Here is a 21941-nt window from a genome sequence, read left to right on the forward strand (position 1 = left end):
ATTGTGCCGGGTTGTTTGTATTGTGCTCGGTGCAATACAGGAATTTGGAGAGTCGGCGCAAGCGAGAACCGCGCCGGTAAAGCGCTTAAGCCGCTACGGCTCTTACCGCTTCAAGCGTTATCTCGAGCGAAGCTTCTCGTGCCGCAGGATCATAGGTCGACCCGCACAAGATGATTTCGTCTGCTCTGGTGCGCTTGATGAAGAGTTCGATTGCGTCCCTCACCGTTTCGCGACTTCCGACCGCGGAAGCCTGACCAACGTGGTCGAGCATTGCCAGGTGGGGCGCAGGCAATGTCGAGGTGTAATCCTTTATCGGGGGCTGCAGTTTGCCAGGATTACCGGTGCGCAACGCAACGAAAGCCTGTTGCTGGCTGGATGCAAGAGTGCGGGCTTCCTCGTCGCTGTCGGCTGCAAAGGCATTGATGGCGACCATGACATGCGGCTCGCCGAGAGCATCGGAAGGCTCGAAATTGCGACGATAAAGGTCGAGCGCTTCGTCGAGATGATCGGGCGCGAAGTGCGCGGCAAAAGCGTAGGGCATGCCAAGCTTTGCCGCCAATTGCGCACCGAAGAGGCTCGATCCGAGCATCCAGAATTCGACATTGGCGCCAAGGCCCGGCGTGGCCTTGACTGTCAGTTCGACATCGCCCGTCAACAAAGCGCGCAGCTCTAACACGTCTTGCGGAAAGTATTCCGAGGCTTGCTGGAGATTCTTGCGAAGAGCGCGTTGAAGTTCAGGGCCCGCTCCCGGCGCTCTTCCCAGCCCCAAGTCGATCCGTCCGGGAAATAGCGCATCGAGCGTCCCGAATTGTTCAGCGATCTGGAACGGCGTGTGGTTGGGAAGCATGATCCCGCCAGAACCGATGCGGATGCGGCTTGTCGCGTTGCCGATATGGGCGAGCACTACCGAGGTGGCGCCTCCAGCAATGCCTTCCATGGCGTGATGCTCTGCAACCCAGAACCTCTTGCAGCCAAGTTCTTCCGCCTTGCGGGCGAGCGAGGTGCTCGCTTCCATTGCCTCGCCTACGCTCCCGCCTTCGCGAACGGGCACGAGGTCAAGGACGGAAAACTCGGTCATGATGGCTCCTGCTCCACGCCTGCTGTTGGTGGCGGTCCAAGCTGTGCCAGGTAGTCCTGCGCGGTCAGCGCCGCCGGATCGCCCGGTGCAATATCGATCACCGATTGCCAGCTTGCCCGTGCCGCTTCATCGCGCCCTGAAAGGACTGCGATCACACCTGCCTCCAGGCCAATTTGCGGATCGGTGGGAGCAATCTGTCCGGCACGTTCAATCGCGATCTGTGCCTCGTCGAACCGCTCAAGCCGGCGCAGCAGGGTCGCCTTGAGCAGCCAGCCTTCCGCCTTGTCCGGTGTCAGCGTCGTCGCTGTCTCAAGCTCTGCGAGCGCTGCCTCGCCATCGCCAAGCGCGACGAGCGTGCGCGCAAGGTCTGTTGCGGCGATGGACTGCAGATCTGCGGAAGCAGAGGCTTGCGCATCGCGTTTTGCCGCCTCCAGGATTGTCCTTGCACCGCCGTGATCGCCGCTTGCCAGCGCTGCATTGCCCGCCATCGTCCCAAACCGCGCACGGGCGCTCAATTCGTCGTCAGGCGTTTCGTCACGAGCCGCCGTGAATGCGGTGATGGCATCGTCCCATAGCGATAGTTCGGTTGCGGCTAGGCCGAGGCAATGATTGGCAAGAATGCGATTGGTCGCGCTGGTTTCATTGCGGCGCAGCTGGGCAAGCGTGTGCGCGCGAGCCGGGTCCTCGGCCACGAGGTCAAGGCACGCTGCAAGCCACGCACTTTCGGGCGATGCGTCGGCGCTCTCCTCCCCTGGACGGGGTGGGCGGTTGAGAAGTTCATCGGGCAAACCCGGCAATGCCCCCGCATTGGGGTTGGGCCCGACTTGCAGTGCGAGAACGAGGAGGGAGGAGATCAGTGCCACGATATGGTGTCCGTTAGTAGAATCCGTCGACCTGAGCTTTCAGCAGCGCAATATCAGATTCGCGCGAAAGCCGATGGTCACCGTCCTTGATCAAGCAAAGCTGTACCTCGTCCGAACGCAGTGCCTCGGCAAGCCGAACGCTGGTCTCCCACGGGACGTCCGCATCGCGTTGCCCGTGAAGCAGGCGCACCGGGCATTCGATTGCGATCTCTTTTCCCAGCCTGAGCAGCCTTTCGGCATCGGCAAAAAAGCCGGGATGCGTAGGGGTCGGCTCGGGGCCATAGGGATTGTCTTCGAGGACGATTCCGCCGGAAGCGAGCGTCTCGCGTTGCTCGGGCGAATATCCCCATCGGATGAAATCGGGCGCGGCGGCAATCCCGATCATGCCAGCGAGCCCATCACCTAGCGCCTCCCCCACGAGCAGCATGAGCCACCCGCCCATCGAGGAGCCGACGAGCAACACGTCGCCGGTGACGCGCGCTTCAATCAACGCAAGCACTTCGTCGCGCCACTTGGAGAGGGAGCCGTCAGCGAACTCGCCATCGCTCTCACCGCAGCCCGAATAGTCGAGAAGAAGCGCAGCGCGCCCCTTGTCTTGTGCCTCAGCGAAGAGTGCGGTCGCCTTCCCGCCGGCCATGTCCGACATGTAGCCGGGCAGAAAAACGAGGGTAGGGCCTTCGCCAGAGTGAAAGCGATGCGCGATGCGAGTGCCATCGGGCATTTCGTGAAATTGAGTGTCAATCATTGCGCGACTTCATGCCCTTACCGAAGGGGTCGGTGCAATAGTTGTCACGATGACGAAAAAACTGCGCTATATCGCGCTTCGCATGATCAAGACCGAACCCGCTGGACAGCCCGCTCGCCCGAACGACCACTCAGCCACGGCAGTCACTCGCCGAGGTATTTTCGCGCTTGCTGGCGCGACGGCGGCAATAGCGGCCACCCCGGCAACCGCCCGAACCTTCGGGACAGGGTTCACGCACTCGGTCGCCAGCGGCGAACCGAAGGCCGACAGCGTCTTGCTGTGGACGCGTTTTGTCTCGGACGATGAAACAAGGCTCGAGTGGCAGATCAGCGAAACGGCCGAATTCTCTAGCGTGTCCGCCGAAGGGCAAGTCATGGCGAGCCCTGATCGTGACTTTTGCGTAAAGGCGACAGCGAGCGGCCTGACCCCTGACCGCTGGTATTTTTACCGCTTCGTCGCCCCCGACGGCTCGATGTCGCCGGTAGGGCGCACGCGCACCTTGCCGCAGGGGCCGAAGCCTTCGTTCAAGCTCGCGGTTTTCTCCTGTTCTAATTTCGGGTTTGGGTGGTTCAACGCCTATGCCCATGCGGCCGAGGCAAACGATTGCGACCTCGCCGTGCACCTTGGCGACTACATCTACGAGTATGGCGGTAACACTTACCCCGACGCGAGCAATCGGCACCCGGAGCGCGGCCTGATGCCCGAGACCGAGATCGTCGCACTAGCCGATTACCGGCTGCGCTATGCGACCTATCGCAAGGATCCCGATCTTCAGCGCTTGCACCAGGTCCTCCCTATGATTGCTGTCTGGGACGATCACGAGAGCACCAATGACAGCTGGAAAGATGGGGCTCAAAACCATCAGCCCGAGACTGAGGGCGAGTGGTCGGTTCGCAAAGCCGTGGCGAAGCGCGTCTATCGCGAATGGATGCCTGTCTCGGATGAGCCGTACAGCGCATACGAGATCGGTGACCTTGCTACCCTGTTCCGTCTCGACACCCGCCTCGAGGGGCGCGAAGAACAGTTCAGCATCGCGAAGATCATCGAGGGGCAGGAAGACCCGCAGGCCATGATCGCAGCCCTCGCCGCGTTTAAAGAAGCAGATTACGCCAATCCGGAGCGCCAGCTACTTGGCGCTGCGCAGGAGCAATGGCTGGCAGGGGCGCTTCAATCGTCGAAGGCGCGCGGTACGACGTGGCAGGTTCTCGTGCAGCAGGTGCTGATGGGCAAGCTTTCTTCGCCGCGCGGCATGCTCGAGCTGATTGGTGATAGCCTGCCCGATTATGCGCGTCGTCGTCTGATCGCCTCGTCGCTTGCTGCCGAGGCCGGCCTTCCGCTCAACATGGACGCATGGGACGGATACCCTGCTGCGCGCGAACGCGTATTCGAAAGTGCGCTTGCCGCCGATGCGAACCTTCTCGTGCTGGCGGGCGACACGCATAATGGCTGGGCGTTCAATCTCGGCCATGAAGGTGAAAGTGTCGGTGTCGAGCTTGGTGTTTGCTCGGTCAGCTCGCCGGGCTTCGAGAGCTATCTCGCTGCTATCCCGCCGCAAACGCTCGCAGCTGGCGTCGTTGGAGCCAATGACGAATTGCTTTGGGCTGATACTTCGCAGCGCGGCTACATGACTGTCGAGCTGACGCCTTCTGCCGCGACGACCGAATATCGCTTTGTCTCCGGCATACGCCAGCGTTCGACACAGCTTGCAGGAACCAAGCGCATTACCACGCAAGCGGGCAGCAACACTCTAGACGCCTGATAATTGGAACCAATCGCGCTTCACTTCTGTTCGCAAAGGTAGAAGGAGACATGCAATGCTTGGTAAGATTATCGGCGCCGTCGCAGGCGGCAAACTCGCAAACCAGACTAAGAATATCGGTGGAACAACAGGCGCGGTGCTTGGCGCAGCGGCGCCGTTCGTTCTGAGCCGCCTCAGCATTCCGGCCATGATCGCGCTCGGAGTGGGCGGTTATGCCATCAACCGGATGCGCAAGAAGAAGCAGGGCGAGGAAGAGATGCCGCAGCCCGAAGGCGAGACCGCACCCGTGGCGAGCATCCCCCAACCCGCGACTGCGTAAGCGGCAATCAGACTGAATTTTGAAAAGGGCGGCGAGTGCATTGCCGCCCTTTTCGTTTTGCGCTCAGTCTCGGCTAAAGATTTCCTCAATCGGGAGGCCGAAAACCTCGGAGATGTTGAATGCGAGGGGAAGCGACGGGTCATACCGTCCCTTCTCGATCGCGTTCACGCTCTGCCGACTAACGCCGAGCCGGTCGGCTAGATCTTGCTGGCTCCAGTCCCGCTCGGCGCGAAGGACCTTGAGGCGGTTGTTCATCGCGCGCCCCTCACTGTGCGATCCCCCGCACTCGGAACCAGTAATAACTGATGACCCAGGACAGCGTGACTACGCCCAGGATATTGTCGCTGGCCAATTCGGGTAAGCCGACGACTTTCTCGCCAAGCACCCAGAACAGGTTGATCATCATGGTCGCCGTCAATGCAACGAGCGCTGCATTGGCGAGGATTTGGAAAATGTAGTCCTCGCTGCATCGCCGATCGATTGCGGTAGCGGCTGCGACGATCAAAGCCATAGCCAGCGTGGCCCCACCGAGTGCGACGCCCTTGATCAATGACGACAATTTTATTGCCTGCTCCATAGGCGCGTCGATTTCTGCGATCATCACGAGGCTTGCGATCAGCGGTAGGACGAGGAACTTGTCGAGCCGATTGACGGTCATCTTCATCGAATCTCTCCAAAGGTGCCGTATTTGATCTTGTTTGCGACCGCGCCGATGGCGATGCCGACGCACCAGATCGTGGGCCACCAGAACGCGGCGACCGATTCGACAATTTTGTAGGTCTCAAGGAAGCCCCAGACTGCTGCGAGCGTAAACGCAATGCCGGTGGCGATCAGGCCCTGCCGCACGTAAAGCAGACGGTAGAACTCGTCCTTTTCCTCGACGATCAGCGCGCCGAAAATCCAAATCACACCTGCAAAGGAAAGGCCCGGTAATAGGGCGATCAGCACGGCGAGCGGCCCCGTCACCCCGCGGTCTTCAAGGAAGTGTTCGGCCATGAAAAGCGTGATGAGGTAAAACGCCATCGTAATCGCGATGCGCGTGAGATAGCGTTGGGCCGCAGGGCCACTTCGCGCTGCACCTCGTAGTGACTTGACGAAAGCGAAGACCATCAAGCTCACCGGGACGATCGCAAGGATATAGGCGGTCGTGGTGTTGATGGCGTCGGACTTCCAGAGGAACAGGAGCGCCAGCGCGCTGAGTACGGAAGAAACCGCGGCAACCAGGCACCGGTTCACGGCCTTGCTGTTTTGCTTGGTCATTCGTCGTCTCCTTGCGACCGTTCATTTCTCGAGATCACGACCTGGCCGATGCCAAGGCCGATGGCGAAGATCGGAACGACCCACCAGGCCCACACATGCGGTGCAACGCCAAAGGTCTCCATGAAGCCCCACACGGTTCCAGCCACCAACACGAAACCGAGGCCGATCATGGCCGACAGGCTGGCGCGGTGGCGCAGATATTCGTCGGTTTCTTCTGTGAGGTAACGCCCCATCGCCCACACCATTGCGAGCGCAGGAATGGTCGGAAGGAGTGCTGCTACAAAGGCGAGCGGACCGCTGAGCTCTGCGTTGTTGTAAAGCCCAACCCCGCACATGACCCCAGCGGCATAAGCCATGCTCGCGACAAGCATCCGCTTGTTGTAGGTCCGCATCGCTTCGCTGCCATAAACCTGCAACTCGACCGGGTTCCTGATGGTTCGAACCACCTGGATGGCGAGGGCCAGCGGCACGATCATGAGTCCTGCGGCGAGCCCGGTCCCGATCGCGCCAGCAGATGCCAGAGCGAGGATCGGGGCGGCGGTGCCGATGGTCAACCCGACCCACGGGCCGGGCGTACGCCATGCGTTGCCTTCAAGCTGCGTCATAGTACGCAGCTCCGCCCGCAGCTGAAGTCGCTGCTGAGCGAGCCCCATGCAGCCCCCGACAATCCGCTGATCACACCGAATGATGCGCCAGTGTTCAGGTCGATGCCAAGGCAGACGAGCGCGGCTGCGATGATGATCGCGGCCCATAGGAGAGATTTGGATTGCTCCGTCATTGGTAAAGCTCCCTTTCAACTATGGAAAGGAAACTTGTCATTGATTCGCGATAATGTCAAGCGAACTTTCCAAAGTGGAACGGAGGCTTTCCGTTCTCTGGGTGCGCAACTCGCGTAATGACAATGCAACCATGGATCGCTATCTACCGGTCCATGGGCATGACGCTGACCACAACTACCACCACGACAACCTCGGTTTTCCGGGGGCGGTCGCGGCTGGGCTAGGCTCGGCGCTCTCGCCACCCGGTTTCGGGTGGCGCGGTGTCCTCCCGAAATCGCAAAAAGACTGACACACCGCCCTTCCGGTGCGCGCCTGCTTGTGGCAGGGCGCGGCGAAACGAGACGGATTTGAAGAATGACCGAATTGCTCAAGATCAGCCTGCCCGATGGATCGGTGCGCGAAATGGAAGCGGGCTCAACGCCGGCCGATGTGGCCGCCGCGATCGGACCGGGCCTTGCCAAGGCTGCGCTCGCCGCGCGTGTCGACGGTGAAGTTCGCGACCTCAACCGGCCTTTTGAGGGGGACGCTGAACTCGCGCTGATCACCTCGAAGGACGAGGAAGAAGCGCTCGAACTCGCGCGCCACGATTACGCCCACGTCCTCGCCGAAGCGGTGCAGGCGCTTTATCCGGGCACGCAGATCACCTTCGGACCTGCGACCGATGATGGCTTCTATTATGACGTGATGGCGCCCGCCTCGCGTGAGCCGTTTTCCATGGATGATCTTCCCGCCATCGAGGAGAAGATGCGCGAGATCATCAAGGCCGACAAGCCGCTGCGCCGCGAGGTCTGGTCGCGCCAGCAGCTGATCGACAAGTGGGAGAGCGAGGGCGAGAGCTTCAAGGCCGAATGGGCGAAGGAACTGCCTGAAAACGAAGAGCTGACGGTATACTGGTCGGGTGACGACTGGCTCGACATGTGCCGCGGCCCGCACCTCGCCTCGACCGGGAAGCTCGACCCGCAGGCCTTCAAGCTGATGCGGGTTGCAGGCGCATACTGGCGCGGCGACCAGCGCAATGCTCAGCTCACGCGCATCTACGGCACGGGCTGGCTTAACAAGAAGCAATTGAACGCTCACCTCCACCGGCTTGAGGAAGCCGCCAAGCGCGACCACCGCAAGCTTGGCCGCGAGATGGACCTCTTCCACCTGCAGGAGGAGGCGCATGGGAGCGTCTTCTGGCACCCTAAGGGCTATCGCATTTGGCGCGAGCTCGAGGCTTACATGCGCCGCAAGATGGACGGCGGTGGTTATCGCGAGATCAAGACGCCGCAGCTGATGGATGTGCGCCAATGGACCCAGTCCGGGCACTGGGGGAAATACGCCGAGAACATGTTCGCGGTGCCCGACATCGTACCCGACGTCGACGATAGCGGCGAAGCGGAAGCCTCGCCCAAGGTCGCCGACGATGCGGACTGGATGGCGATCAAGCCGATGAATTGCCCGGCGCACGTCCTTGTCTTCAAGCAGGGCATCACGTCCTATCGTGACTTGCCGATCCGCCTTGGCGAGATGGGCTGCTGCCACCGAAACGAACCGCATGGCGCGCTCCACGGCCTTATGCGCGTGCGCCAGTTCACGCAGGACGACGCGCACATTTTCTGCACCGAGGACCAGGTGGTCGAAGAAGTGCGCAAGTTCTGCGCTCTGGCCGACAGTGTCTATCGTGACTTTGGTTTCAGCTACCACGTCAAGCTCGCGCTGCGCCCGGAGAAGCGCTTTGGGTCGGAAGAGGACTGGGACAAGGCCGAGCAGGAATTGCGCGATGCCGTCGCCGAGGCGGGCATGGACAATGAGGAATATGGCTGGGAGGAACTTCCGGGCGAAGGCGCTTTCTACGCCCCCAAGCTCGAATGGCACCTTACCGACGCAATCGGGCGGACCTGGCAGGTCGGCACCATCCAGGGCGACCGCGTCCTGCCTGACCGCCTCGATGCAACTTATGTCGGTGAGGACGGGGAGAAGCACCGGCCTGTCATGCTTCACCGCGCGATCTTTGGTTCGTATGAGCGCTTTATCGGCATTTTGATCGAGCACTTCGCCGGGCGCCTGCCTTCGTGGCTCGCGCCCGTGCAGGCCGTGGTTGCGACGATTGTTTCGGATGCAGATGATTATGCGAACGAGGCAACCGCCAAGCTTCAGGCAGCTGGCATTCGCGTGGAAAGCGATCTTCGAAACGAGAAGATCAACTACAAGGTCCGCGAACACTCGCTTGCCAAGGTCCCGCACCTGCTGGTCGTCGGCAAGCGCGAGGCCGAGGAAGGCACGGTCGCCGTCCGCACTCTTGGCGAAAAAGAGCAGCGCGTGATGAGCCTCGATGAAGCCATCGCCATGCTGCGCGACGCGGCAACGCCTCCCGATTTGCGCGGCTAAGTCTTGGAACTGATCGCGGACTTTCTGGCCGGCTTCACTTCGGTCCAGATCGCGGTTGCCGTCGCGGCGACGCTCGGGGCGGCATTCATTCGCGGGCTGACGGGATTCGGCTTCGGCATATTGCTGGTGCCAATCCTCGCGCTGGCGCTCACGCCGGTTCAAGCGGTGCTCGCGATCAACATAATGGCAGGGCTGCTCGCGCTCACCGAGATTCGCCTGATCCTGCGCGAAGCCGAGCGCAGCGCGCTGGCGATTGGCGTGCTCGTCCTGATTACAACCGCGCCGGGACTGATCCTGCTTGATGCAACACCGCAGGACCTTGCCCGGTTGCTCATTGCTTTGATCGCGCTGTCCGCATTCTTCGCAATCCTGCTCCCCAAGCGCGGCGCGCAGCAACCGGGTGCCGCGACGACAGGAGCAGTGGGCGTTTCAGCAGGCTTGCTCACCGGTTTTGCGGCCATGCCCGGCCCTCCGGTCGTACCCTACTACGTCGGACGCGACATTCCGCGAATAACCGCGAAAGCCTCGATGATCGGCATTTTCGGCATCGCCGCGCTGGCAGGGATCGGATCGGGAGCCGCTATCGGAGTGCTCGAGTGGCGAACTTTGGTCCTTGGCTTGGCGCTCTTTCCGCTGGTCCTGCTCGGCAACTGGATTGGCAGCCTTGCGTTCGGCAAGGTCAGTGATCCGGTATGGCGCGCCTGTGTCGGAGTGGTGCTGGGAGCTGCCGCTGTCGCTGCGCTCGTCAAGCTGATCTGAGCGCGCTCATGTTCGGATTCACTCCTGAAGCGATTTTCGTGGCTATCGCCGCAGCCATTGCGGCAGGCTTCGTGCGCGGCCTTGCAGGTTTCGGCCTCTCGGTCATTCTCGTACCTGTGCTTCAGTTGGCAATTGATCCGTCTTCGGCGGTTCTTGTGGGCATCGTCTCGCTCTTTCTGATCGGGCTCACCGACATCGGCCGCATTCGCCGCGATGCAGATGGCTCGGCTGTGCCAATTACCCTGATTGCACTTGCGGCAATGCCTCTTGGTCTATGGGCTCTGGTCGCTTTGCCGCCCGACTGGGCGCGGGTCATGATCGCAGCGGTTTCGCTCGGAGCATTCGTGCTGGTCGTCGTTCCACTCGGCAAAGTGGTGATGCCGCGCAGACCGGCCATGGCGATATCCGGCCTCGCGACCGGGTTCTTCGGAGGCTTTGCAGGGATGCCGGGGCCGGGAATGGCGCCGTTCTACCTCAGAGGCCGCCTTCCACCCGCAAGCGCACGCGCATCGATGATGGCGATTTTCGTCGTGCTCACCCCGCTCTCGGCACTCATCTTCATCGCGCTGGGCATCGGGTCATGGCGCGAGGCTGCGCTCGCTCTTGCGCTGTTTCCCGCACTGCTTATCGGAGACTGGTTCGGGCACAGGGCTTATGGACGCGTGACGACGCGCCAGTGGCAGGTTTCGACGGCGTTGGTGCTGGGAGCGGCGGCTGTGGGTGCAGCGGCCAAGCTGCTTTAGAAAGGTAGCGCCTGTCCCGCGAGGATCAGCGCAGCGCCGCAACCGAGCACGATGACGCTGCTCAGCGCTTCGGCCTGACGGCGGCGCGCTTCGGCGAGTGCGGTGCGGGTGATGGCGACGGCTTTGCTCATGATGGAGCAAACTCGCGCAAAATTCCTAACGCGGCGTTAAGTTTCAGCCTGCGGAGGGCATTTGCTGGCTCGCGCAGTGAAAGCCCCCGCCACCTGCCAGCACTGCATCGCCGGGCAATCCGACCGTGTCCCGGTCCGGGAACAGCTCGGCGATTGCTGCCACGCCTTCCTCGTCGTGTGGGGAGCCGAATGTCGGCACGACTACGAGATTCGAGGTGATTGCGAAGTTCACATAGCTTGCAGGCTCGATCATGCCGTCGCGCTCGATCAGCCCGGGCGAGGGGATCGTGACCACCTCGACCCCGAAAGCTTCTGCGCGCGCCTTGGCATCGGCATAGATCGCCGCATTGGGATCATCATCGCCCGTCGCATGCGGTACGACCAGCTGGTTCGGCCCAACAAACCGCGCGAGATTGTCGACATGGCCGTCGGTGTGATCGCACAGCAAGCCGTCGCCAAGCCAAAGGACGCGGTCAAAGCCGAGCATCTCCTTGAGCTCGGCTTCGATTTCCTCGCGTGTCATTCCGCTGTTTCGATTGGGATTGAGCAGGCATTGCTCGGTCGTAGCGACCAGCCCGGTGCCATCGCCGTCCAACGCCCCGCCTTCGAGGATCATGGTCGAGTTTTGGACCGGCAGGCCCGCATCGCGAGCCAATTCCTCGCCGATCGTCGGGTCGCCGGGCATTAGGTACTTGCCGCCCCAACCGTTGAATCCGAACCTGACGGCCGACCGCGAGCCGCCGTCTGAGACAATAAGTGGTCCTGTATCGCGCAGCCAAATGTCGCCATAAGTCCGCCGCTCCAGAGTGACCTTGTCACTTACAAGGCTCTTTGCGCGAGCTCCGTTGTCGGCATCGCGAACCAGCAGGCGAACCTCCTGCCCGCTTTCCGCCACAGCGGAAGCGAAAGCCGCGATCTGCTCCTGTGCAGGCGCGAGCCAGCCCGGCCATTCCTCGGCGAGATGCGGGAAACCGATCCATAGCCAGTCCTGCGGCGCCCATTCAGGAGGCATCAGTTTGGTCATGGATCGGCTTCGCTGCGTTCGCCGACTTCAGCAGCCGGTTTCGGCGCTGGCACAGCTTTCGTCACGGATGGCGCGGAATTCGTCGCCATCGTTCCAGTTTGGCCAGCTGGTGCTCATCGCCATCATGCGGCCGATGCGGTAGAACAGCTGAAGATCCTGCATCACGCCTGACCAGTCCCAGTTCTCGTCGAACTCGTCCTTCGGCCCGTGATAGCGGTCAGCGCGATATTCGGCTGCTAGCGCCGCACCCGCTTCGCGGCCACCCTCGACCAGATCCTCGCCGCCGTCGACATAAAGCATCGGCACGCCTTCTTTGGCGAATGCGAAGTGGTCGGAGCGGTAATAGTAGCCAGCTTCGGGGTTCGGATTGGGAGTGGGGGTGCGTCCATCGGCCTCGAGCGCGGCGTTGAGGAAGTCGTCGAGCTGCGACTTGCCGGGCCCGACGACGGTCACGTCCTGCGAAGGTCCGGCAACAAGGAAAGCGTCCATGTTGATCCCGCCAACGGTCCGGTCGAGCGGGAAGACCGGGTTCGACGCGTAGTAATAGGCGCCGAGCAGGCCCGATTCCTCTGCGGTGACAGCAAGGAAGACGAGGCTGCGACGCGGCGCGCCCGCTTTCACATGCGCCTCTGCAAGCGCAACGAGCGCAGCCGTGCCGGTCGCGTTGTCGACCGCGCCGTTGCAGATGTCGTCGCCATCAGGAGCAGGCGTGCAGCGACCAAGGTGGTCCCAGTGCGCGGTGTGGATGATGTATTCGTCGGGCGCTTCTGATCCGGGCAGTACACCGATTACGTTCTGCGAGCTGAAGGTGCGGAAATCGTTTTCGAAGCTGGTCGATGCGGTCATGCCGAGCTCGACCGCCTGGAAGTCTTCGGTCTTGGCAGCTGCGGACAGCTCGTCGAGGTCCTGTCCAGCGGCGGCGAGGATCTCGCGCGCAACGTCCTTCTGGACCCAGCCATTCATCTTGGTCAGCGGCGGCGGGTTGTCGCCGCGTGCGGCATAGGCCTGCGGGCCCGACCACGAACTTTCAACGACATTCCAGCCATAGCTTGCAGGCTCGGTGTCGTGGACGATGATCGCGGCTGCCGCACCCTGGCGCGCGGCCTCCTCATACTTGTAGGTCCAGCGCCCGTAGAAGGTCATCGCGCGGCCGTTGAAGGTGCCTTCAAGCCCTTCGGTTTCGTAATCGGGATCGTTGACGAGGATCACCACCGTCTTTCCCGTGACATCGACGCCCTCATAGTCGTTCCAGCCACGCTCGGGCGCGTTGATGCCGTATCCGACAAAGACCATCTCGCTGTTGGCCAGCTGCGTGCGAGCCTCTTCCTGATAAGTGACGCCGACCCATTCAGGACCGAAATCGTAAACGAGATCGGTCTCGCCATTGGTGATGGTAAGCGGGGCGAAGTTCTTGCCGGTGATCTCGATCAGCGGGACTTCCTGCACCCAGCTGTCGCCATTGCCGGGCTGGAGGCCTGCAGCTTCGAAGCGCTCGGTGAGCAGGGCGACGGTCAGTTCCTCGCCCTTCGTTCCGGGCATACGGCCTTCGAATTCATCGCTCGAAAGTTCGCGGGTGATGTCGACCATGGTGGCCTGCGAAATGTCTCCGGCTTCCACCTCGGGGATGTCGAGCGCGGGCGCTTCCTCTCCTGTGCCCATCATCGCGTCGCAGCCCGCAAGCGCCAGTGCAGCAGCGCCGAGCGCCATTGCCCGTCTAATCATCGAAATTTCCTCTCTCGCATTCGAATGACGTGTCTGTGAGCGCGGCTTGTTGCAGAGCGCGCGGTGCCTAGCAAGCGGCTTGCGCCGCCGCAGGCGTGCGGCCAAAGGATTGCGCATGGCAGAGCCCGACTGGACCGGAGCGATCGAACGCGCGCGCGAATTCGCGCCCTTTCTTGCACGTTCGCTCGACCGTCAGGGGGAACTTGCGAAGTTGCTCGCCGATGGTCAGGGCGAAGCCGCGCTGGAATGGGCGAGGGCGCGCGGGGGTCACGAGGATGTCGACATCGCGCTTCGCCGCCATAGGCTTGGCCTCGCAACCGCGCTTGCCGTTGGCGATCTCGCAGGCGCCTTTCCGCTTGCGCGTGTGGTGGGCGAACTCAGCCATTTCGCCGATCACGCGCTCGACAAAGCGATCCGCGCCGCAATTGTCGAGCGCACCGGCGAATATAGAAGCGATGGCATGATTGCGCTTGCGCTGGGCAAGCAGGGCGCGGGCGAGCTCAACTACTCTTCTGACATCGACCCGATCCTTCTTTACGATCCGCAAGCCCTCCCGCGTCGCGAGAGCGATGATCCCGGCGAGGTAGCGCAAAGATATGCGCGGCGGATTATCAAGATTCTCTCCGACAACACGCCGGAGGGATATGTGATGCGAGTCGATTTGAGGCTTCGCCCCGCTGCCGAGATCAGCCCGCTCGTCGTCCCGCGCAGCTCGGCGCTGACCCATTATCAAGGACAGGCTCTCGCATGGGAACGCGCCGCCTTCGTGCGCGCTCGCGCCGCGGCAGGTGACATTGAGGAGGGCCGCAAATTCCTCGCCGAAATAGCGCCCTTCGTGTGGAGGCAGGCTCTCGATTTTGGAGCAGTCGAGGAAATCCGCGACCTCACCTTGCGCATCCGGCAAAGCTACGATGGCCCCAAGAGACCTGGACCGGGTTTCGACATCAAGCGCGGGCGCGGCGGTATTCGCGAAATCGAGTTTTTCGCCCAGACGCACCAATTGATTCACGGCGGGCGTGACCCTTCCTTGCGTGTCAGAGGCACGCGCGAGGCGCTCGACGCGTTGGCGGCGGCTGGTCGTATCGAGCACGATCAAGCAAGGGTGCTCGGCGAGGGATATGACCGGCTGCGCGAAATCGAACACCGCCTCCAGATGGTGAATGATCGCCAGACCCATTCGCTGCCCGAAGCAGGTGCACTTGACGGTGTCGCGCGGCTCGACGGGCTCGAGAACGGCGCGACACTGGTTGAGGAACTGGTCGAACTGACCCAGCGAACCGGAGCGATCTACGAGGAGCTGATCGGCGAAGAGGAGCGTAGTGTGGCGAGCGCGCCTCCACCGACCGAGCGCACCGCCGCACTCGAAGCTCTCGGTTTCGACAATCCGGACAGCCTGGCTGCGCGTATCGAGGAATGGCGCGATGGCCGCTATGCCGCGATCCGCAGCCCTCAGGCGCTCGAGGCATTCGACCGCATGCTGCCTGGCCTGCTCAAGGCAATTGCCAAGAGCGACGATCCCGAGCGAGCACTTGCGCGGTGGCAGGGCATCCTTGAGCGCACGACTTCGGCTATCCGACTGTTCCGCTTGCTCGGCGCCGAACCAGACGTGCTCGAACGGCTTGTCGCAGCGCTCACGCTCTCACCGATCCTGGCGGACGAGCTTGCAAGGCGGCCGGAAACGCTCGACGTGCTGATCGACCGCGAGCCGATCGATTTCGAGCATCTGTTCGAGACGACGCTGGAAGAAATGCGCCAGGGACCTGAGCGCGATGATTACGAAGCGCAACTCGATTGCATCCGCCACATAACCAGTGAGGCGCGCTTCACATTAGGCGTTGGCCTCATCACTGCCGAATACAAGCCCTCGCAAATCGGCGCCGCGCTGTCAGACACGGCCGAAGCCGCGATCAACGTCGCGCGCGAAGCTGCGGCGCGCGAGTTCGCACGAAGGCACGGGCAGATCGACGAGAGCGAATTGGTCATCGTCGGCCTCGGAAGGCTTGGCGGCGGCGCGCTCACGCATGCCTCGGACCTCGACATGATCTACCTGTTCACAGGCGAGTTTTCTGATCAGTCCGACGGAGAAAAGCCGCTGGGCGCGACGCTCTATTACAACCGCCTTTCCAGCAGAGTCAGCGCTGCGCTCTCGGTACCGACCGCGCAGGGCGTGCTCTACGAAGTCGACACGAGGCTGCGTCCGCAAGGCAATCAGGGACCGCTCGCGGTGTCGGTCGAAGCCTTTGCCAAATATCAGCGCGAGAGCGCGTGGACATGGGAGCACATGGCAATCAACCGCGCTCGCGTGCTGGCAGGGTCTGACAGCGCCCGCGCGCAAGTCGACGCCGTTATTGCCGAGGTGCAATGTCAGAAGCGCGATCCCGCGAGCTTGCGAAAAGACGTGCTCAAGATGCGCGCCGATATCGCGCAGCATAAACCGGCGCGCGGCAATCTTGACGTCAAGCTGCTGCGTGGAGGTCTCGTCGATGTCGAGTTTCTCGTCCACTTCCTGCAACTGCGCCACTCGGCTGAATTGGCGGCGGCGAACCCGGATATGCTCGCGCCCGATTTTGCAAAGGCGATTCCTGCCCTGACGCGGGCGGGTCTTGTCGGAGAGGACCTGTGGCCTGCCTACGATCTCATGACCGATCTGTTGGTTGCTGGCCGCCTGCTCGCTCCCGACGGCTCAAAGCCCCCACCCGCCGCCGCAAAAGCCCTTGCACGAGCGTGTCAGTGCGATAGCTACGCGGACCTCGAAGCCCGGCTCGATCAGGCGCGCGCGGTTGTCGCGTGCAGCTGGGCGCAAAGTTTCGAACAGACATTGGAGCTGGATTGATGAGCGATTTACCCCAGGCAGGCGACCCGATGCCCGATATCGAAATGGGCACTCCCGATGGCGGGACCGTCAAGCCGTCCGATTTCAAAGGCAAGAAGCTTGTCGTGTTCTTTTATCCCAAGGACAACACGCCCGGCTGCACTACCGAGGCGAAGGACTTCACCGCGCTCAAGACCGAATTCGACAAGGCAGGCGTCGAGCTTCTTGGCGTCAGCAAGGATTCGGCCAAGAAGCACCAGAACTTCATCGCCAAGCATGACCTGACAACGCCGCTTGCGACCGACTCGGAAGAAGACGGCCTGTCCGATGCTCTCGGCATCTGGACCGAGAAGAAGATGTACGGGAAGACTTTCATGGGCATGGTCCGCACGACATACCTCGTCGATGCCGACGGCAAGATCGCTCAGGTCTGGAACAAGGTGAAGGTCAAGGGCCACGCAGAGGAAGTGCTGGCGGCTGCCAAAGCGCTCTGACCTTTATGCAAAGTGTCGCTTCGGCCATTCGGGCCGCGCTCCTGACCGGGGAGCCGCGCGCCAAGTGCTTCGCCACGCGCGATGTCGCGCGTCGATGGCGCAAGGGTGCGTTGGCTTTCGAATTTGACGTCACGATGCCACCCGAGCCTGCTCGACCCGAACGGCCTGAACTGCTTGCACCAAATCGAATGCCCAAGCGCGGCAAGTTCGGATCGGAGCGCGGGCGAATCGCCCTGTGGCATAGTCTTGCCCATATCGAATTCGTCGCGATTGACCTCGCGCTCGACATGGCAGGACGATTCGGCGAGCAGATGGGAGAGGAGTTCGTATCGGATTTTCTCTCGGTTGCGGCAGACGAAGCGATGCATTTCGCACTGCTGGCACGCAAGCTTGAACGCCTCGGTAGTCAATACGGCGCGCTCCCGGCACATGGCGGTTTGTGGCAGGCGGCGCACGACACGCGCCACGACGTCGCTGCGCGTCTTGCGGTGGTTCCCATGGTGCTCGAAGCGCGCGGACTTGACGTCACGCCTGCAACTCTTGAGCGCGTCCGGGCCGCAGGCGACGAGCACGGCGCAAAAATCCTCGCCCGCATCCTTGACGACGAAATTCGTCACGTGGGCTTTGGCACCAAGCACTTTTTGAAAGTTGTCGAATCTAGCGGCCAAGTGCCGTCCGAAGCATGGAAAACGCTGGTAAGCGCCCACTTTCGCGGGCCCATTAAACCGCCGTTCAACGACTCAGCGCGTCTTGCAGCCGGTCTATCGCGAGACTTTTACGAAGATGTTGCGAATTAACGAATCGCACCGATAACTGACCCCGCACCAAGGCGCAAAGTTCGCCGTTACAAAATTGCATACGCTTCCGGGATCGCGAAGGTTCCGTCAAAAACGAAAAAAAATTCGCGTGTGCTTCAGACCAATGGCGAGAACGCCAGTCAGGACCGGGTCATTATGATTTCGCGCATTTCGCGACCAGTTTCCAAGATCGCCGCCGCTTTTTGCGCCGCCGCGGGCTTGATGGCAGCAAGCCCTGCCCTTGCAAACACTTCCACCAATGCAGCAGCAGCCGACATGGCAGAGCCCGCGCTCGAAGCGCAGGATGAAGGTCTTGCCAGCAACGACGAACGCTTCACCGAGCTGTTCGCGAGCTGGTCGGCTCTCGACAACAAGGGCCCGCAGGCATCGGGCGTTGCGCCCACGGTGCTCGAACGCTCGACCGTTTCGATCCCGTCGCGCATGCCGCTCGAAGGCGCGCGTCTGAGCAGCGGATACGGAATGCGCAACCACCCGGTTCTGCGCCGTCGCCGCGCTCACAAGGGCGTCGATCTTTCAGCTCCGACCGGTACGCCGATTTACGCAACCGCTGACGGCATCGTTGGCCGCGCGGACTGGTTCTCAAGCTACGGTCTTTACATCAGCATCGACCACGGCGCCGACCTTGAAACGCGCTATGCGCACATGTCGCGCCTCGCGGTGGCTGCTGGCGACCGGGTTAAGAAGGGCGACGTGATTGGCTATGTCGGCTCGACCGGCCGTTCGACCGGCCCGCACCTCCATTACGAGGTCCGCGTAGATGGGGTTGCGGTTAATCCAATTCCCTATATGGTGGAGACCGAAGAGCAGATCCAGATGGCCGAGGAACGCAGCGACATGCTTCCGGGACGCCGCCGGGTCGGCGTTGGCGGCCCCTAAGCCGCTCTGAACAGATTGCCCGCCTGGAAGCGGGTCGGACATTGGAGAGGGTGTCCGAGTATAGGCGGCGGGTTTTCCCGCCGCCTTTTTTTGCGCGTTCGGCTGGCCCATGGCGTGCCTTCGTTCAGTCTCCTTCTTGCAACCGATTTCGCTTGAGTGGCTCTGCCGCCTCGTTAATCTCCTGCTCGAGAGAGAAGCGCTGCCGCACGTCCCCACGCGGGCGCGGCGCTGCAAATGGGAGAGAACATGAGCATGCATCCGATCGCGCACGCCGCGAACCGTCCTGATCATCCGGCAGTCATCATGGCCGGCAGCGGCGAGCAGATGACCTTCAAGCAAATGGACGAAGCTGCCAACCGCTTCGCCCAATTGCTGCGCGCTAGGGGGCTTGGCGAGAGCGATGCGTTTGCGGTCCTGCTTGAGAACCGGATCGAGTTCTTCACCCTCATCTGGGGCTCGCAGCGTTCGGGCACGATGCTTGTGCCGATCTCTACCCGCCTGACTGCGCCTGAGGTCGCCTACATCATCAAGGATGCCAAGGCGAAGATCCTCATCACCTCGACCCACTATGCCGACGTGCTCGAAGGCGTTCGCGAAGAGCTTCCCGACCTCGAAGTCCTGATCGCCGATGGTGGCGGAGACGAGGACTTCGCAAGCGCGCTCGACGCGCAGCCAACCGATCCAATCGCCGACCAGAGCGCGGGCGTCGTCATGCTCTATTCCTCGGGCACGACAGGGCGCCCCAAGGGTATTCGCCCCGCCCCTCCCGAGGATCCCGATGTGCAGGCGGCGGTCCCGCTCATGGGGCTTGCGATCATGGGCGCCGGCATGCCGACCGATGGCTCGATGGTCTATCTCTCGCCCGCCCCGCTCTATCACGCAGCCCCCATCGGCTGGGCTTCGACAGTTCACCGGCTCGGCGGGACCGTGGTGGTGATGGAGAAGTTCGAACCCGAAGCCGCGCTCAAGGCGATCGAGACCTACAAGATCACCGACAGCCAGTGGGTGCCAACCCATTTCGTACGCTTCCTCAAGCTCGATCCCGAAATCTGTACGAGGTACGACCTCTCCAGCCATCTGCGCGCGCTGCACGCCGCAGCGCCGTGCCCGGTGCCGATCAAGCGCGAGATGATCGAGTGGTGGGGGCCGATCATCAACGAGTACTATGCAGGCTCCGAAGGCATCGGCATGACGCTGGTCAAGAGCCCCGAATGGCTCTCCCACCCCGGCAGCGTCGGTCCCGCGATCTACGGCACGCTCCACATCTGCGGGCCGGATGGCGAGGAGGTGCCGGCGGGCACGGACGGGCTCATCTACTTCGAGAATGCGCTGCTTCCGACCTACCACAACGACCCCGACAAGACGAAGGATGCCATGCATCCCAAGGGCTGGATGACGCTCGGCGATATCGGGCATGTGGACGAGGACGGGTTCCTCTATCTCACCGATCGCAAGAGCCACATGATCATCTCGGGCGGGGTCAACATCTACCCGCAAGAGATCGAGAACCTGCTGGTGACGCATGACAAGGTGATGGACGCTGCCGTCATCGGCGCACCCGATCCCGACCTTGGCGAGAAGGTGGTTGCGGTGGTGCAGCCGATGGCGATGGAGGATGCGGGCGATGCGCTCGAAGAGGAGCTGCGCGACTTCCTTGCGCCGAACCTCAGCCGCGTGAAGATGCCCCGGCTCTTCGACTTCCGCCCTGAGCTTCCGCGCGAAGCGAACGGCAAGCTGTACAAGCGCGAGCTGCGCGACGAGTTCGCGGCCAAGGCGGCAGAGAGTGCCGAAGCGTGAGCGAGCCTGTCGTCCTCGCGCAAGACGATGCGCGCGCGGTCATCGCGCCGGAGAGCTATGCGAGGTGGGACCCGCTGCTCGACCTGTTCGACCGACTCCGCGAGGAGAGCCCGGTCGCCAAGATCGTCGCCGAGGATGACAGCTTCGAGCCCTTCTGGCTCGTCACCCGATACGAAGACGTGATGCGCATCTCGAAGGACAATGCGACCTTCCTCAACAACCCGCGCCCCGTCGTCTTCTCCACCCGTCAAGCAACCGAGTTCAGCCGCGCGGCGACGGGGTCGGACATGCTGGTCGATTCGCTGGTCGTCTTCGATGCGCCGATCCACCCGAAGTATCGCAAGCTCACACAAGACTGGTTCATGCCGCGCAACCTGAGGCAGATCGAAGAGGAGATCCGCGCGCTTGCCCACCAGACGGTCGACCGCATGATCGGGGCGGGGCCCGAACTCGACTTCGTGAAGGAGGTCGCCGGGCCATATCCCTTGCGCGTCGTGATGCAGATCCTCGGCGTACCGCCCGAGGATGAGCCGCGCATGCAGATGCTTACGCAGCAGCTGTTCGGCGGGCAGGACGCCGACCTTTCGGGCAGCGGCATCGAGAACATGTCGCCCGAGCAAGTCGTGCAGCTCGTCGCCGGGGCCGTGACCACGTTCGAGGACTACTTCGCCAGGCTCGCCGAGGAGCGCCGCGCCAATCCGACCGACGATGTCGCGAGCGTCATCGCCAATGCGACGGTCGATGGCAAACCGCTGCCGCCGCGCGATATGGCGGGCTATTACATCATCGTTGCGACCGCCGGGCACGATACGACCAGCGCTTCTACTGCGGGTGCGATGATGGCGCTCGCCAATGACCCCGAGCAGTTCGCGCGGGTGAAGGCCGACCGCTCGCTCCTCCCCGGTATCGTCGAGGAAGCGATCCGCTGGACCAGCCCGGTGCAGCATTTCATGCGCACCGCTGCTGAGGATGTCGAAGTGGGCGGGCAGCTGATCCGCAAGGGCGACTGGATGATGATCAACTATGTCGCCGCCAATCACGACCCCGCGCAGTTCGACAATCCGCGCCGCTTCGACGCCGCGCGCTCTCCCAATCGTCATCTCGCTTTTGGAGCGGGCGCGCATCAGTGTCTTGGTCTGCATCTGGCGCGGCTTGAGATGCGGCTGCTCTTCGAAGCTCTGCTCGATCGGGTCGAGGCGATCGAGCCAGCGGGCGAAGCGAGGCGCGCGAACAGCACCTTTGTCGGCGGGCTCAAGACGCTGCCAGTGAGGATCACGGCAAGCTGATTCGCAGAGGCTCTGGGGCTTCGCGAAGCCGAGAAGTGGACCGCATGTTACACGGTCCAGGGGCAAAACCGTGATTGTGTCACTCTGGGCGCGCAAAGTGTCACTGTAGCGGCCAAAAGCGTCGCCATCGCTCGCAAAACCGTGACCTTGTGCCGAGAAAGTGTCACCCGCTCCGACCACCTCGCGGCGCGCCGCATTTACCCTTCCGGAAGTGTTCGCGTGCGAGGGTGCCATGCACCCGGCCTATCAAGCGTCATCGATGTAGGAAAATCGCGGCAAAGCGCTGAGGGAGCCCAACTGCCTAAG

General features: G+C 62.3%; 22 protein-coding genes. 11 read left to right on the top strand and 11 right to left on the bottom strand.

What is annotated here, in order from left to right; all coding sequences use genetic code 11:
* Positions 1-85: 85 nt before the first annotated feature.
* Genes NAP1_RS13455 through NAP1_RS13465 form a run of 3 tightly spaced genes read right to left on the bottom strand, consistent with a single transcriptional unit; the run spans position 86 to position 2686 of the window.
* Positions 86-1078 (bottom strand): LLM class flavin-dependent oxidoreductase, encoded by a 993-nt coding sequence (locus NAP1_RS13455; protein ID WP_007165865.1) that lies wholly within the window; start codon positions 1076-1078, stop codon positions 86-88.
* Positions 1075-1941 carry a tetratricopeptide repeat protein gene (locus tag NAP1_RS13460; protein WP_007165866.1) on the bottom strand — a complete coding sequence of 289 codons (867 nt, stop codon included), beginning with the start codon at positions 1939-1941 and terminating at the stop codon, positions 1075-1077. The genes NAP1_RS13455 and NAP1_RS13460 overlap by 4 nt, the downstream gene beginning before the upstream one ends.
* Before the next feature lie 13 nt (positions 1942-1954).
* A complete protein-coding gene (locus NAP1_RS13465; RefSeq protein WP_007165867.1) occupies positions 1955-2686 on the bottom strand; it encodes an alpha/beta fold hydrolase in 732 nt (243 codons plus the stop codon).
* A 49-nt stretch (positions 2687-2735) separates the two neighbouring features.
* Between NAP1_RS13465 and NAP1_RS13470 the strand changes: the two genes are divergently transcribed.
* Entirely contained in the window at positions 2736-4445 is a 1710-nt protein-coding gene (locus tag NAP1_RS13470; RefSeq protein ID WP_007165868.1) for an alkaline phosphatase, read from the top strand.
* Between the two features lie 55 nt (positions 4446-4500).
* A complete protein-coding gene (locus tag NAP1_RS13475; RefSeq protein ID WP_007165869.1) occupies positions 4501-4764 on the top strand; it encodes a hypothetical protein in 264 nt (87 codons plus the stop codon).
* A 63-nt stretch (positions 4765-4827) separates the two neighbouring features.
* Here the strand turns inward: NAP1_RS13475 and NAP1_RS13480 are convergent, their stop codons facing one another.
* Genes NAP1_RS13480 through NAP1_RS16525 form a run of 5 tightly spaced genes read right to left on the bottom strand, consistent with a single transcriptional unit; the run spans position 4828 to position 6802 of the window.
* Positions 4828-5019, bottom strand: a complete 192-nt coding sequence (locus NAP1_RS13480; RefSeq protein WP_007165870.1) for a helix-turn-helix transcriptional regulator — start codon at positions 5017-5019, stop codon at positions 4828-4830.
* 10 nt (positions 5020-5029) lie between these two features.
* Positions 5030-5428 carry a hypothetical protein gene (locus NAP1_RS13485; protein WP_007165871.1) on the bottom strand — a complete coding sequence of 133 codons (399 nt, stop codon included), beginning with the start codon at positions 5426-5428 and terminating at the stop codon, positions 5030-5032.
* Positions 5425-6024, bottom strand: coding sequence for a hypothetical protein (locus tag NAP1_RS13490; protein ID WP_007165872.1), 600 nt, complete (start codon positions 6022-6024; stop codon positions 5425-5427). Before NAP1_RS13490 ends, NAP1_RS13485 begins: the two co-directional genes overlap by 4 nt.
* A complete protein-coding gene (locus NAP1_RS16070) occupies positions 6021-6629 on the bottom strand; it encodes a hypothetical protein (protein ID WP_007165873.1) in 609 nt (202 codons plus the stop codon). The genes NAP1_RS13490 and NAP1_RS16070 overlap by 4 nt, the downstream gene beginning before the upstream one ends.
* Positions 6626-6802, bottom strand: coding sequence for a hypothetical protein (locus tag NAP1_RS16525; protein WP_007165874.1), 177 nt, complete (start codon positions 6800-6802; stop codon positions 6626-6628). The genes NAP1_RS16070 and NAP1_RS16525 overlap by 4 nt, the downstream gene beginning before the upstream one ends.
* Before the next feature lie 355 nt (positions 6803-7157).
* On the opposite strand from NAP1_RS16525, the gene thrS reads away from it, so the two are divergent.
* The 3 genes from thrS to NAP1_RS13515 are packed head-to-tail and all read left to right on the top strand — an operon-like array spanning position 7158 to position 10675.
* Positions 7158-9173, top strand: coding sequence for a threonine--tRNA ligase (gene thrS / locus NAP1_RS13505; protein ID WP_007165876.1), 2016 nt, complete (start codon positions 7158-7160; stop codon positions 9171-9173).
* A gap of 3 nt (positions 9174-9176) precedes the next feature.
* Positions 9177-9932 (top strand): sulfite exporter TauE/SafE family protein, encoded by a 756-nt coding sequence (locus tag NAP1_RS13510; RefSeq protein ID WP_007165877.1) that lies wholly within the window; start codon positions 9177-9179, stop codon positions 9930-9932.
* A gap of 8 nt (positions 9933-9940) precedes the next feature.
* Positions 9941-10675, top strand: coding sequence for a sulfite exporter TauE/SafE family protein (locus NAP1_RS13515; protein ID WP_007165878.1), 735 nt, complete (start codon positions 9941-9943; stop codon positions 10673-10675).
* Here NAP1_RS13515 and NAP1_RS16725 read toward each other — a convergent pair.
* From NAP1_RS16725 to NAP1_RS13525, 3 genes are read right to left on the bottom strand one after another with little or no spacing between them, the layout of a single operon-like run.
* Positions 10672-10806, bottom strand: coding sequence for a hypothetical protein (locus NAP1_RS16725; protein WP_007165879.1), 135 nt, complete (start codon positions 10804-10806; stop codon positions 10672-10674). The two genes, NAP1_RS13515 and NAP1_RS16725, sit on opposite strands and share 4 nt — an antisense overlap.
* A 43-nt stretch (positions 10807-10849) precedes the next feature.
* Positions 10850-11830, bottom strand: a complete 981-nt coding sequence (locus tag NAP1_RS13520) for an agmatine deiminase family protein (RefSeq protein WP_007165880.1) — start codon at positions 11828-11830, stop codon at positions 10850-10852.
* 27 nt (positions 11831-11857) lie between these two features.
* A complete protein-coding gene (locus NAP1_RS13525; protein ID WP_040465069.1) occupies positions 11858-13552 on the bottom strand; it encodes a M28 family metallopeptidase in 1695 nt (564 codons plus the stop codon).
* Between the two features lie 115 nt (positions 13553-13667).
* Here NAP1_RS13525 and glnE point away from each other — a divergent pair, with 115 nt between their 5' ends.
* The 6 genes from glnE (at position 13668) to NAP1_RS13555 (ending at position 21635) form a co-directional block, all read left to right on the top strand.
* A complete protein-coding gene (glnE, locus tag NAP1_RS13530) occupies positions 13668-16385 on the top strand; it encodes a bifunctional [glutamate--ammonia ligase]-adenylyl-L-tyrosine phosphorylase/[glutamate--ammonia-ligase] adenylyltransferase (RefSeq protein WP_007165882.1) in 2718 nt (905 codons plus the stop codon).
* Positions 16385-16858, top strand: coding sequence for a peroxiredoxin (locus tag NAP1_RS13535; RefSeq protein ID WP_007165883.1), 474 nt, complete (start codon positions 16385-16387; stop codon positions 16856-16858). The genes glnE and NAP1_RS13535 overlap by 1 nt, the downstream gene beginning before the upstream one ends.
* Before the next feature lie 5 nt (positions 16859-16863).
* The gene (locus NAP1_RS13540; RefSeq protein ID WP_007165884.1) at positions 16864-17655 is read left to right on the top strand and encodes a ferritin-like domain-containing protein; all 792 of its coding nucleotides are present in this window, start codon (positions 16864-16866) and stop codon (positions 17653-17655) included.
* A 111-nt stretch (positions 17656-17766) separates the two neighbouring features.
* Positions 17767-18552, top strand: a complete 786-nt coding sequence (locus NAP1_RS13545; protein WP_007165885.1) for a M23 family metallopeptidase — start codon at positions 17767-17769, stop codon at positions 18550-18552.
* 252 nt (positions 18553-18804) lie between these two features.
* Positions 18805-20349, top strand: coding sequence for an acyl-CoA synthetase (locus NAP1_RS13550; protein WP_193353899.1), 1545 nt, complete (start codon positions 18805-18807; stop codon positions 20347-20349).
* Positions 20346-21635, top strand: a complete 1290-nt coding sequence (locus NAP1_RS13555) for a cytochrome P450 (protein ID WP_007165887.1) — start codon at positions 20346-20348, stop codon at positions 21633-21635. The genes NAP1_RS13550 and NAP1_RS13555 overlap by 4 nt, the downstream gene beginning before the upstream one ends.
* Positions 21636-21941: the final 306 nt, after the last annotated feature.

Source organism: Erythrobacter sp. NAP1, assembly GCF_000152865.1.
GTDB lineage: Bacteria > Pseudomonadota > Alphaproteobacteria > Sphingomonadales > Sphingomonadaceae > Erythrobacter.